This is a genomic window from Anaerolineales bacterium (assembly GCA_037382465.1).
In the GTDB taxonomy this organism is placed as follows: Bacteria; Chloroflexota; Anaerolineae; order Anaerolineales; family E44-bin32; genus WVZH01.
This window is the reverse complement of record JARRPX010000012.1, coordinates 3,382-16,087: the sequence shown is the minus strand read 5'-3', so window position 1 is coordinate 16,087 and position 12,706 is coordinate 3,382. Positions and strand designations below refer to the sequence as shown.

Here is a 12,706-nt window from a genome sequence, read left to right as displayed (position 1 = left end):
GCATGCCGGAATCGCCTTCGATGGTCGGACTGCTCAAAGAACACCTCGATTTAGCGCTAAACCTGCGCGCCATGCAGATTCATTTATACCCCGAGCGCTGCAACGGTACGTGGCAGTGTTATGAAGTATGTCCGGTCGGTTGTTGGCGGCCGGATTATGAAAAGCGAAAAGTGTCGTTCGAGCATGGAGAACTCTGCATCGCATGCGGCGCTTGCGTGCTGCAGTGCCCGCAGGATGCGATCGAAATGAAGGTGCCCGATGACTGAAACGCTGCGTGATGTACAGCCACCGCGCGGTCTGATGCGAATTGTCTACCGTTTTCCCATCCTGCTCTATCGAGCCGGATTGGGTTGGCTGCTGGACCAGCGTGCCTTGATGATGGTTCATACGGGCCGCGTCAGCGGCCTGCCGCGCCGCGTCGTTCTTGAAGTCATGCGCCACGACGAGGAAACGGACGCCTACATCGTCGCTTCGGGATGGGGGGAGAAGTCGGATTGGTTCCAGAATATCAGCAAGACCCCGCGGGTCGAGGTGAACGTCGGACGCAAAAGTTTCGCCGCAATAGCGCAGCGACTGCCACTCGACGAGGCGTATGAAGAGATACAGGATTATGCACGGCGGCATCCAACGGCCATCCGGCAATTGGGACGTTTGATCGGATACCAATTGGAGCATACGCCGCAGGGATATCGTGCATTGGCCGGCGTCATGCCGATCGTTGCCGTCCGTCCCGAATTGGATTGATGGAAGCCATTGGGTTCCTTATACATTACTTTGAGGGGATATTACGATGAAGGCACTAGTGATGAGCGGGGCCGCAAATTACGGCACCATGCAAGCCGGTGCATTGGATCCGATCTTCCTCTCGGGCTTTAAGCCCGAACTGGTGGTGGGGACTTCTGCGGGTGCGTTGAACGCCATTTACATCGCCTACGATCCCAGCCTGGACGGCGTTGCCCGCTTGCAGGATCTCTGGCGCGCGGCAGGGCCCAAGGAAGTGGGCATTCCCTCGGCGATCGGTGTGGTTCGCAGGTTGGTTCGACAGCAGGACAGCCTGGTGCCCGGGGACGCCCTGGAAGCGTTTCTGCTTCGCCACTTGCCGCAGGATGTGGATACCTTCGGACAACTTCGTGCCTGTGCAGGTGTTCCGGCGTTTGCCGCGGCAGTCAATATGGACACGGCTGAACTGCACGTTTTCGGTGATCGAGATGCGGACCGCGTTATCGATGGCGCCATGGCGAGTACGGCCGTACCGCCGTATTTTCCTCCCTGGCTGGTAGGTGATCAGCGCTATCTGGATGGTGGAGTATATACGAAGCTTCCCATCCGGGTGGCGATCGATCGAGGCGCCACCCAGATCCTTGCCCTCGATGTGACCCACGCCATGGGCTCGAAAGAAACTGCCAAGGGTATTCTGGGCATGACCTCATACGCTGTGTCCTTAATGGTGGAGGCACAGGGGACCCGGGAGGTCGCCGCGGCGAAGGCGTCCGGCGCCTCGCTGCGCGTGATTCGTCTGCCGGCTCCGACGGACATCGCCTTCTGGGATTACACCCAGGCCGAACGATTGATGGATATGGGGCGAACGTATGCCACACAACAGCTTGAGGCGGAGCCGCTGCGTTTTTCATACACTCCCTGGGTGCGCTTGCGAAGTTGGTTTGCCAGCAGGATCGTAAAACAGGATCGTGTTTCACCCCTGATCGACCAGGAGTAGATGCGCGTTGCGCTTGACAATGAACGTAAAACTTTGTATTGTCAATATTGACTGACCGGTCAGTTTATTATTTTGAGGTTGATATGGCGCCACGTCCTGACGTGAGTGAAGAACGAAAAGAGCAGATCCTGGAAGCTGCGATGGAAGTTTTCGCTCGTTCCGGTTTCCATGGCGCGCGTATGGATGACATCGCCAAGCAGGCGGGGCTGAGCAAGGGCGCTTTGTATTGGTACTTCGATGGCAAGGACGCCATCATCCAGGGCATCATGGACCGCATGTTTGCCCGTGAATTCGAGCAAATGGGCGCCTTCATCGATGCCGACATCCCGGCCAAGGAAAAATTGGTACGTTATCTTGAATTGACGCTGGATGACATCACAAACGATGAGTATTTGGTGCCCATCATGTATGAATTCTGGGCGATGCTATTGCGAAAGAAGCGTGTCAAAGAAGTTCTTGGCAGCTACTATAAAAATTTTTTTGACATCGCTATACCCATCATCCAAAAAGGCGTCGACAACGGTGAATTCCGAAAGGTGAATGCTGAAGACGTCGCGATAACCATCGGTGCATTCATCGAAGGTATGTTTGTCTTGTGGGCCGCCATTCCAGACGTGGTCGTTCTGGAGCGGCATTTACGTGCAGGGGCGAATTTAATCATCGAGTCGTTATCGCCGCATGGTTGACTGGGATCGACAGCAACGTTCATTACGTTCTCCGAACTTTGCCAGGATGTATCAAAGGAGAAAATAAAATGGAAATCCTCATCTTGCTCGCAGTCATGATCGTCGTTGGTTTGATTGTCGGCGCCGTCGCCGGCGCAATCTGGAAGGAAAATCGTCCCATGGGCGTCCAGGGGGATTACATCGTGGCGGTCGTTACCTGCATCATCATTGGGCTGCTCGACTGGTACGTCATCCCGGCCATGGGGTTCAGCGAAACGATGAAATACCTCGGGGTGGCATTGGAGCCGGCGCTCGGGGCCTTAATCGTTCTTTGGGCGATCCGCAGAGCGAGGCAGTAGTCGTTCACCATGAAAGACAACGCGCCGATCATCGAGACGCGTGGACTGACGCGCGACTTCAAAGAAGTGCGTGCGCTCGCATCCCTCGACCTGGCGATAGCCTCAGGCGAATTGTTCGGTTTGGTGGGCCCGGACGGCGCCGGCAAGACGACCACGCTGCGGCTATTGGCCGGCTTGCTGGATATCTCCGATGGGTCGGCAACCGTCGCTGGATTCGATCTCAAACGCCAACCTGAGGCGATCAAGCATCACGTCGGGTACATGGCGCAGATCTTCAGTCTGTACGGGGAATTGAGCGTCGTGGAGAATCTGCGCTTCTTCGCCAAGATGTACGACGTGACGGACGTCGAAATCGGGCCGCGCATGGAACGCTTGCTGGCGTTCGCCGGTCTGACCGAGTTCAAAGACCGTCGCGGTGCGCAGTTGTCCGGCGGCATGCAGAAGAAACTTGCCTTGGCCTGCACCTTGATTCACGAACCGGAGATCCTCTTGCTCGACGAACCGACCACCGGTGTGGATCCGATTTCTCGGCGTGAGTTTTGGGGCATCCTGACCGAACTGCATCTGGGTGGTACGACGATCGTGGTCAGCACGCCTTACATGGATGAAGCCGACCGCTGTTTGCGGGTCGGCCTGATGTACAACGGGCACATGATTCGCTGTGATACGCCGCGTCGCTTGCGTGCCGAAATTCACGGCGACGTCGTCGTGATCCGCCACGAAGATTGGCGCAGCGTGCGGCATTTGATTGAGAAGATCCCGGGTATCCGCCAGGTGCAGACTTACGGAGAAGAACTCCACCTGGTGGTGGACTCTGCTGCTAAACGCATTCCCCAAATCGGGGAGTTTCTGCGCAAGGAAGGTTTGCAAGGAGCAGAGATTCGCCAGGCACCGGCCCGCATGGAAGAAGCGTTCATTTCGCTCATCCGCGAGCGGGAAGCTACTGTCGAAAGCGAACAGGAGGTCTGAGGTGTCGTTGCGTCGATTGTGGGCCGTGGCGGTCAAAGAGTACAACCACATCATGCGTGATCCGATCACGCTGGGTCTGGTCCTCCTGGCACCGACGCTGGTGCTGTTCCTGATGGGCTTTGCCATGACGGTGAACATTCAGCACGTGCCCATCGCGGTGTTGGACTACGATCACAGCCCGACTTCGCGTGCCTTTATCCAGCGCATGACGGCGGGAGACGATCTCGATTTGATCGCGCAGGTAAACGAGTTCGAGGAAATCGATGCGCTGTTGCTGCGTGGCAAAATCAAGGCCGCCATCGTGGTTAATCCGCGTTTCGCCGAGGAATTGCTTGCCATGCGCAGCATGCCGCTGCTGGTGATCATCGACGGCACCGAACCGCATAGCGGTACACACGCCCTCGATCAAATCGCCTGGCGTACGGAGGAGTTCATCAGCCAGGAATTGACCCGGAATCTCGAGGCCTTGGGCGCGCCGAGCGGCTCGCTGCAGATGCTGGATTTGCGTGTGCGCACCTGGTTCAACCCGGGGTTGAAATCGAAAAACGACGTGGTTCCCGGTTTGATCTCCCTCGTTTTGGGGCTTCCCGCGATGTCGGTGGCGTTGACTTTGGCGCGCGAGCGCGAACACGGTACGTTGGAGCAACTCATCGCCACGCCCGTCGGTAGATCCGAATTGATCCTGGGGAAGATGCTGCCCTACGTTCTCGTGGGGTTGGTGAACGTGATTCTCATTCCAGCCATTGCCTTCCTCGTCTTTCGAATCCCCTTTCACGGCAATTACCTGCTCTTTTTCCTGTTGTCGGCGATCTTCCTTTTCGCCATTCTGAGTATGGGCACAATTATCGGCGTTTTTATCCGCACCCAGGCAGCGGCGTTGGCGCTTTCCTTCCTGGTGATTTTCTTCCCGGCGTTTTTCCTGACCGGCATTTTCTTTCCCATCGCCGCCCTGCCGGAGGTGATGCGCATGGAATCTCTGGTGTTGCCGGGAACGCACTTCGCCATCATTACCCGCGGCATCTTCTTGCCAGGCGTGGGACTCGATGTCCTCTGGCCGTATGCGGTCATGTTGTTCGGATTGGGCGTAGCCTTCTCGGCCGTCGCAGCGTTGTTTTTCCGCAAGAAACTGGGTTAACGAGGTAAGCATGTTTCGTCGAATTTGGGCATTGGCGGTCAAAGAGTTCTATCACCTGCGCTACGATTGGTGGATGCCGGCGTTTATGTTGATTGGCGGCGTAATGGAATTGACCCTCGTGGGATGGGCGACATCGCGCCCGATGACCAATTTGCCTTTGATGGTTTTAGACGAAGACCAGTCAGCGGCAAGCCGTCGGGTGATTACGGCCCTGGAGAACACCGGTACGTTCACCCTGGATGCGCTGGTCTATGATGAGGCGCCCATCCGTGAAGCCATGGTGCAAGGCAATATTTACGCCGCCGTGATCATCCCACCCGATTTCTCGGAGAAGATGGCTTCCGCCAACCAGATTCCCATCCTGGCGGTGCTGCTCAACGGCGCCGAAAGCACGCCGGCCACGGCGGCGTTGCGCGCTGTGGAAGGGCTTGCACGCGAGATGGGGCAGGAGATTGCCGTCAAGCGCCTGGGGATCGATGCGGAGGAATTCGCCGGATTCGATTTCAGCGTGCGCACCTGGTACAACGAATCGTTCAACGAAGCCTATTACACCACGCCGGCAGAGTTGGCTTTGATGCTGGAGTTTACGGTGCTGCTCTTCGCTGCCCTGTCCTTCTCGCGCGAACGAGAACTGGGCACGCTTGAACAACTGCTGGTGATGCCGTTCACTTCGTTGGAGATCATCATCGGCAAATCCATTCCGGTCATTCTGATCGGCTTTTTCGATTTCGTCTTGATGCTCAACATGGTGCATTTTGTCTTCAAGGTGCCGATCCGCGGCTCGCTGCCGTTATTGTTATTCCTTGCCCTGGGTTACTTGTTCGTCGAATTGGCCAAGGGCTTGGCGATTTCAGTATTTTCGCGCAGCCAACATCAGGCTTTCCTGCTGGTGATGATCATAGGAATGGTCGACTTCATGTTTACGGGCTACGCCGCACCGGTCGAGTCGATGCCCAAGTTCCTGCAGGGCGTCGCTCAATTCATTCCTGCCCAACACTGGTTGGCGATTGTGCGCGGCATCATGCTCAAGGGTGCCAATCTGCAAGTATTGTGGCCCAACCTGATTGCGCTTCTATTGTTAGGCGTGGTCATTGGAACCGTTTCGCTGCGCTACGTACGGCGTGCATTGAGTTGATCGAGATGAATACGAAGGACAACAACAGGGCGATCATCGCCCGGGACTTGACCAAACAGTTCGGTGATTTCACCGCAGTCGATGGGATCGATTTCGAGGTGCATCGTGGGGAAATCTTCGGATTCCTAGGCCCCAATGGCTCGGGAAAAACGACCACGATTCGTATGATGCTCGGTTTGTTGAAGCCCACCCAGGGCACGGTGCAGGTGCTGGGGGTGCCGGTGCTCGAGCACCCGGAACGCATTCGGAGCCGGGTGGGTTACATGTCCCAGCGTTTCAGCCTGTACAACGATCTCACCGTGCGCCACAATCTCACTTTCTACGGCAAGGTCTACGGGCTTTCCAATGCGGAATTGGAAGAGCGCATCCAGACAGCCCTGAAGATGGCCGGGCTGGAGGAGCACGAGCACTCGAAAACGCGCGAACTTTCCGGCGGCTGGCGCCAGCGTTTGGCGCTGAGCGCGGCGATCCTTCACCGTCCCGAACTGGTCTTCCTGGATGAACCGACGGCCGGCGTCGATCCGGTATCGCGGCGGGCGTTTTGGGATTTGCTCTACGATTTGATCGTCCAGGGCGTGACGGTCTTCGTCACCACCCATTACATGGATGAGGCGGAACACTGCCACCGTCTGGCTTTCCTCCAGCGCGGCAAGATCATCGCACGCGGCTCGCCGAGATCGATCAAGGAAAGCATGATGCGCGGCCAGGTTCTGGAGATCGCGCCTGCGGACGCCGAACGAGCGGTCAAGGTACTGCGTGCGGCACAGGAATCCGGCAAGTTGGCGCTGGAAAGTGTGGAATTATACGGATCACTGCTCCACGTGACGGTAGCCGACGTGCAGGCGAGTGAGAAGGCCATCCGGAAGGAACTGCGCGGGGCAAGCATCGACCCGGGCACGATCACGGTCGTCGAGCCCTCGCTGGAAGACGTATTTATCGCCAGTATGCGTTGATGGAAAAGTTGGCTCGATCGGAGATCCATCTCCGTCGAGTTTGAAAGCAGGAGGTTTACATGCGTGAAAAACGAATCCATTGGCTAATGATCGGTATCATCCTGTTGGGCGGAGTGCTGAGTGCATGTTCCGGCGGCGGATCGAATCAGCTTCGTGCTTCCGGAGTGGTCGAAGCCGTCGAGGTGGTCGTGGCGCCGGAACTGGCGGGGCGAGTGGTCGAAGTGTTCGTGGAGGAAGGCGATTCCGTCCAGGCGGGCGAGGCGCTCTTCCGCATGGACGGTGAAGCTTTGACCCAACAGATCGCACAGGCCGAGGCGGCCCACAAATCCGCACTGGCCAGCCGGAGTGCGGCGCAAAGCATGCTCGATTCGGCCAAAGCCGGGTTATCAGCCGCGCAAGCGGGCGTGGAATTGGCCAACTTGCAGTATGAAATGGAACTGGCGGCCGCTCGAGCCCAGGATTCCCCCACTCGCACGCAGGCCTGGGCGGAGGTCTTTCCCTACAGCTTCGATCTGCCCGCCTGGTATTTCGAGCAATCGGAGTACCTCGCCGGCGCTGAAGCCGAGATCGATGCGGCGAGTAAAATGCTGGAGGAGGAACGGACCAATTACGAGGCCGTTATTAAGGCAACGGGGTCCGATAAGTTGACCGCCGCGCAAGAGCGATTGTTGGATGCGCAGGCTGCGTTTGAAGTGGCCCGGGAACTCTGGGAACGGCGGGTTGCCTCGTTGGATCGAAGCTACATGGACGATTTCATCGACGATATCTACGACAAAGCGAAGGACGAGCTGGAGGCGGCGCAGGACGATTACGATTCGCTGCTGAGTGAGGAAGAGGCCAAGGACGTGCTCGAAGCACGCGCCCATCTGGCTGTGGCGATCGAACGCTACGAGACCGCATTGGACCAACGCGATCAGCTTCTGGTGGGACGTGAATCGCTGCGCGTGCAGGCTGCGCAGGCCGGAGTCAAACAGGCCGAAGCGAATTTGACCGTGGCGCAGGCCGCCGTAAACCAGGCGCAAGCTGCGGTGGAACAAGCCGGAACGGCCGAGGCGCAAACCCAGGCGGCCCTGGATTTGCTCGAAGTGCAGCTCGAGAAACTGACCGTCGAGTCCGCGGTGTCGGGCGTGGTGATGACGCGCAGCGTCGAGCCCGGAGAGGTGGCCGTACCGGGAATGACGCTTATGACCATCGGGCAGCTGGACCGTCTGACCATCACCGTTTATCTGCCGGAGGATCGCTACGGGCAGATCGACATCGGTGACGAGGCCGAAGTGAGCGTGGATTCGTTCCCCGACCAGACTTTCCAGGCGGTCGTGATACGCATCGCAAACCAGGCGGAGTACACCCCGCGCAACGTGCAAACCCAGGAAGACCGCCAGACAACGGTTTACGCGGTTGATTTGTCGGTAGAAGATTCGAGCAATTCGCTCAAACCCGGCATGCCGGCAGATGTGGTGTTCGTGACCGCTGCGGAATGACTTTCGATGCTGTCTACGTGGTCCGGCACTATGGAGCCGCCCTCCTGGGCGGCTCTTTTTTTCATGACGGGTCGAGTTCGCTGCGAAATCCGCACTGTGCTATAGTGGGCATCAATGTTTGGAGGGGCGAATGAGTGAACAACCTCGCAGCAGTCTACTTTCCCGCATGGGAATCATCGGAGAATTGCTTACCTTTCTATGGAAGCGAAAACGCTGGTGGTTGATCCCCATGGTGGTCATCTTGATTCTGGTGGTGGTGATGCTGGTGTTCGCCCAGGGATCGGCGATTGCGCCCTTCATCTACACTCTTTTCTAACCTAACCGCCGCTGTTCTTTTGAGACGCTAAATGGACATTTTGAGTATCGTCTTGTTCTTGATTCTGATCATGATGGCCTATTCCAGCGGAGCGGCAATCTTCGCCGGATCGGGGCGAGTCGCCGCGCCGGGCCTGGTAGATTTCGGCACCCTGGTCCTGCTCTGTTTCTTCGGACTCATAACGTATCCAGCTTTGGGAAAAAGTCTGGCGCTGCTCGTCTGGCTTCCTGCTGTCGTGATACTGGCTGGCTGTATGACGCGCATTCGCCTTGGATCGCAGCCGATGGAGAAAACGCGATCCATGACGGATCATACTGGCGTATGGTGGCGTTTGGCCTGGCAAGGCTGGAAGTCCTTTTCGGCCAGAATGGGAAATTATCAGGGACGCATGCTTCTGATTCTTTTCTACTTCTTCGTGATAACTCCCTGGGGTTTCATCCTGCGTCTTTTCAGCGATCCACTGCATATACGCGAATCATCTCCCGCATCTTATTGGATCCAGCGTGAATCACTCCAGGCAGACATGGAAGAAGCCCAACGGCAATTTTGATGATCATTCTCGGCGTATCCTGCTTCTATCATGATTCTGCCGCTGCCTTGTTGAAAGAAGGTAACCTCGTCGCTGCGGCCGAGGAGGAGCGTTTCAGCCGCCGCAAGCATGATTATGGGTTTCCCGTTTCTGCGATCGAATTTTGTTTGCGGCAGGCGGGGATCAGCGGCCGCGACCTGGACTACGTAGTTTTCTACGAGAAACCGCTGCTTAAATTCGAACGTATTCTGATGTCCTGCCTGGGCACATTCCCCAATTCTTGGAAGACTTTTGGCGAAGCGATGATCGCCTGGTTCGATGAAAAACTGTGGATCAAGGGGGCGCTGGCGAAATTCCTCGGTATTCCCGAAGAGAAGGTGCTTTTCGTCGAGCACCATCTTTCCCATGCCGCAAGTGCCTTCTTTGCTTCTCCTTACGAAGAGGCAGCCATCCTTACCGTCGATGGCGTTGGTGAATGGACCACGACAAGCGTAGGCAAAGGCCGCGCTTGCTGGGATGGCAAAGGCTGCAATGAAATCACACTGTTTTCTGAAACTCGCTTTCCACATTCACTCGGCCTCTTATATTCGGCTTTCACCGCATTCCTCGGTTTTCGGGTTAATAACGGAGAATATAAAGTAATGGGCATGGCGCCCTACGGGCGCGCAAACCGGGTGGAGGACATCTACAAGCTGCTCGAGGTCTCAGTTGATGGTGGTTTTCGTCTCAACATGGATTATTTCAGCTACCATCATTCCTCTTCGCGCACTTTCAACAACCGCTTCGAACGGCTGTTTGGCACGCCACGGGTGCACGATTCCGTCTTCTTCACACCGACAACGCATCCGAAACGCGATCATCCGGATTGGGACGAGGAGGTCGCGCGAAAAAACCAGTATTATGCGGACATCGCCGCCAGCATTCAGCACGTGACCGAGGAAACACTGCTCAGTATTGCCCGAAACCTTCACGAGCGTACCGGATCAAAACGACTGTGCATGGCCGGAGGTGTGGCATTGAACAGCGTGGCGAACGGCCGTCTGCTCCGAGAGACGCCTTTCGAGGAGGTTTGGATACAACCTGCGGCCGGCGATTCGGGTGGCGCGCTGGGCGCAGCCTTATACGTCTACCATGTTTTATTGGGAAAGAGGCGGAAATTTGTGCAGGAGCACAGTTATTGGGGCAAGGGCTACTCCCCGGATGATGTACATGATCGCCTGGAAAACGCTTCTGTTCGATTCGAACGGGTGAATGATGAGGAAGCGATGATCGCGGCGATGTTACAGGATTTGATGGCAGGAAAGGTGATCAGTATCTATCAGGGCCGCTTTGAGTGGGGACCGCGCGCATTGGGAAACCGTTCCATATTGGCCGATCCGCGTCGTGCGGATATGAAGGAGATCGTTAATACCAAGATCAAATTCCGGGAACCATTCCGGCCCTTCGCGCCGGTGGTGCTCGAAGAACGCGCCGCTGAATTCTATGAGGGTCTGACGGAGCCAAAACGGCACTATCCTTTGCGCTACATGCTCATGGTCTTTCCTGTGATCGAAGAGAAACGAGCGGCTATTCCCGCTGTGACTCACGCAGGCGGCTCAGGCCGGCTGCAGACGATTCGCATGGAATGGAACCCGCGCTACTACCGTTTGGTCGAACGCTTCGCCGAGGAGACCGGAGTACCCGTTCTGCTGAACACATCCTTCAACCTGCGCGGAGAACCGATCGTGGCATCTCCAGAGGATGCCCTCAACACCTTCCAACGGTCTGGGATCGACAGTCTCTACATTGAAGATTGCATCGTCCGCAAGAAGTGAGCGTAAAAAGCTGAGAGTATGAAGTCCGGAAACTCCACCCGTAAACTCCTGCGATATGTGCTATCCCGTTTTCTGCTGATTCTCTTTGGTATCCTACTTGCGTTGATATGCCTCGAAATCGCGCTGCGTATTCTGCCGGTGCCCAACCGATTCTCCTTGATCGAAAAATTGGAATCTATTTGGGAGCCGGATTCCGAGCTGCTGCTGCACCTGAAACCCAACCAGGATACGTTGATCACGGGGCATCCCGAATTTAGTTTTCGTGTGCAGACCAATGCGGACGGATTGCGAGATGAAGCTTTCACGGGCAGTTATGATATCGCTGCAATCGGAGATTCCTTCACCTTCGGTTTTGGGGTTGCCATGGAGGAAAGCTGGCCCAAGCGTTTGGAAACGCAAAGCGGCCTGCGCGTGGCAAACCTCGGTTGGGCGGGGTGGAATTCATACGTCTATCCTTCCGCCATTCGCCGGTACGCCATTCCGCTGGAGACACACGTCTGGATCTGGACTTTCTTCGGCAATGATCTGCCCGAAAGCACCGCTGCACAAGATTTTCGGCTCTCCGGTGCATCCAATTACCTCGAGTGGACGCCTGAAGGTGTGTCCAAGAATGCTGAGCTGCCATTCCCCTTCAGTTTACGCAGCTTCCAATTCTTTGCTGCCTTGGTCAATCCCGAGCTGTTCCTGCTACCAGATTCCGGTTCCGGGGAGTATGACGAAGACGGAATGTATTTGCGTTATGGCACCTATGCTTGGCAAATGACCGATCCGGAAGATCCGCAGGTGCAGCGCGGTTGGGAGTTGACCGAAGCTGCACTCGAGGATGCTGCCGATCTTGCTTCCAGGCACGAGGCCAGTCTGGTGGTGGTCTTTATCCCCAATCGTGAACACGTTTATTGGCCATATCTAGAAGACGTAATGCCGGACGTGGATGTGACGCAACTCAATAACGTCGCACAAAGACTGGCGGATTTCTGTGATGTGCGGGGCATCTACTTCGTGGATTTATTGCCCGCGTTTCGCGAAAGAGCGCTTGCGGGCGAAATGCTCTATTTCCCGGCCGATGGGCATTGGAACGTGGCTGGTCACGAGCTTGCGGCGAATGAAATCCTCGAATTCCTGATCCGTGCTGGACTTGTTGACAAAGATTGAAACTGGAATCGGGGGATTTATATTCATCCCAATCGTCGAATTCTGTGCGCGCTGAAGCTCCAGCCTGCTGCCAATGAAACTACAGCAAATGCGCCCGTGATCGACAGCGCCGAGTTCCAATCGACAGGCCAGGCATTGAAAAGGATCATGTCCCGCAGGGGATCGACGGCGTAGATGTAGGGAAAGAGCCACGAGAACCAATTGACGTTGTGGGCATTCCAGCGCCATAGATTCAGACCCCCGCTGACGAAAAACACGATCAGCGCGCCCAACACGGCTCCAATCGCCCCGGGCATGTAGCTGCGGGCGCGCAATCCGACTGCCAGGGCCAGTGCGATCCAGAACAACGCCACAAGGCCGAAGAGCAGCCATACCGCCCACAGAAACCTTCCCGGCCAGACTCCCAACCAGATATACAGGATGCCCAGAAATGCGGTGCCCGTGACGGTCCCGGCGATCAGCGCCAGCAGCGTCTTGGGCA

At 56.5% G+C, this 12,706-nt stretch carries 15 protein-coding genes; 14 read left to right on the top strand and 1 reads right to left on the bottom strand.

Features of this window, described 5'->3' with window-relative positions; translation table 11 throughout:
* Positions 1 to 2 precede the first annotated feature (2 nt).
* The 14 genes from P8Z34_04940 to P8Z34_04875 all read left to right on the top strand — a co-directional run bounded on the left by P8Z34_04940 (position 3) and on the right by P8Z34_04875 (position 12,225).
* Entirely contained in the window at positions 3 to 266 is a 264-nt protein-coding gene (locus P8Z34_04940; protein MEJ2550009.1) for a ferredoxin family protein, read from the top strand.
* Positions 259 to 744 carry a nitroreductase family deazaflavin-dependent oxidoreductase gene (locus tag P8Z34_04935; protein ID MEJ2550008.1) on the top strand — a complete coding sequence of 162 codons (486 nt, stop codon included), beginning with the start codon at positions 259 to 261 and terminating at the stop codon, positions 742 to 744. The genes P8Z34_04940 and P8Z34_04935 overlap by 8 nt, the downstream gene beginning before the upstream one ends.
* 46 nt (positions 745 to 790) lie before the next feature.
* Positions 791 to 1,717: a patatin-like phospholipase family protein gene (locus tag P8Z34_04930; GenBank protein MEJ2550007.1), complete on the top strand. Its 927-nt coding sequence runs from the start codon at positions 791 to 793 to the stop codon at positions 1,715 to 1,717.
* Positions 1,718 to 1,800: 83 nt separating this feature from the next.
* Positions 1,801 to 2,403, top strand: a complete 603-nt coding sequence (locus P8Z34_04925; GenBank protein MEJ2550006.1) for a TetR/AcrR family transcriptional regulator — start codon at positions 1,801 to 1,803, stop codon at positions 2,401 to 2,403.
* Positions 2,404 to 2,471: 68 nt separating this feature from the next.
* Entirely contained in the window at positions 2,472 to 2,741 is a 270-nt protein-coding gene (locus tag P8Z34_04920; protein MEJ2550005.1) for a hypothetical protein, read from the top strand.
* 9 nt (positions 2,742 to 2,750) lie between these two features.
* Positions 2,751 to 3,710 (top strand): ABC transporter ATP-binding protein, encoded by a 960-nt coding sequence (locus tag P8Z34_04915; GenBank protein MEJ2550004.1) that lies wholly within the window; start codon positions 2,751 to 2,753, stop codon positions 3,708 to 3,710.
* 1 nt (position 3,711) lies between these two features.
* On the top strand, positions 3,712 to 4,845 hold the full coding sequence (locus P8Z34_04910; protein ID MEJ2550003.1) for an ABC transporter permease: 1,134 nt from the start codon (positions 3,712 to 3,714) through the stop codon (positions 4,843 to 4,845).
* A 10-nt stretch (positions 4,846 to 4,855) separates the two neighbouring features.
* On the top strand, positions 4,856 to 5,980 hold the full coding sequence (locus tag P8Z34_04905; GenBank protein ID MEJ2550002.1) for an ABC transporter permease: 1,125 nt from the start codon (positions 4,856 to 4,858) through the stop codon (positions 5,978 to 5,980).
* A gap of 5 nt (positions 5,981 to 5,985) precedes the next feature.
* Positions 5,986 to 6,933 carry an ABC transporter ATP-binding protein gene (locus tag P8Z34_04900; protein ID MEJ2550001.1) on the top strand — a complete coding sequence of 316 codons (948 nt, stop codon included), beginning with the start codon at positions 5,986 to 5,988 and terminating at the stop codon, positions 6,931 to 6,933.
* Positions 6,934 to 6,992: 59 nt separating this feature from the next.
* Positions 6,993 to 8,414: an efflux RND transporter periplasmic adaptor subunit gene (locus P8Z34_04895; protein ID MEJ2550000.1), complete on the top strand. Its 1,422-nt coding sequence runs from the start codon at positions 6,993 to 6,995 to the stop codon at positions 8,412 to 8,414.
* Positions 8,415 to 8,544: 130 nt separating this feature from the next.
* Positions 8,545 to 8,730, top strand: a complete 186-nt coding sequence (locus tag P8Z34_04890) for a DUF5989 family protein (protein MEJ2549999.1) — start codon at positions 8,545 to 8,547, stop codon at positions 8,728 to 8,730.
* Positions 8,731 to 8,761: 31 nt separating this feature from the next.
* Positions 8,762 to 9,280 (top strand): hypothetical protein, encoded by a 519-nt coding sequence (locus P8Z34_04885; protein ID MEJ2549998.1) that lies wholly within the window; start codon positions 8,762 to 8,764, stop codon positions 9,278 to 9,280.
* A complete protein-coding gene (locus P8Z34_04880) occupies positions 9,280 to 11,073 on the top strand; it encodes a carbamoyltransferase (protein MEJ2549997.1) in 1,794 nt (597 codons plus the stop codon). Before P8Z34_04885 ends, P8Z34_04880 begins: the two co-directional genes overlap by 1 nt.
* An 18-nt stretch (positions 11,074 to 11,091) precedes the next feature.
* Complete coding sequence (locus tag P8Z34_04875; protein MEJ2549996.1) at positions 11,092 to 12,225, top strand: GDSL-type esterase/lipase family protein; 1,134 nt, start codon at positions 11,092 to 11,094, stop codon at positions 12,223 to 12,225.
* A 23-nt stretch (positions 12,226 to 12,248) separates the two neighbouring features.
* On the opposite strand, the gene P8Z34_04870 is transcribed toward P8Z34_04875, so the two are convergent.
* On the bottom strand, positions 12,249 to 12,706 hold a 458-nt coding region (locus tag P8Z34_04870), incomplete at its 5' end, for a hypothetical protein (protein MEJ2549995.1).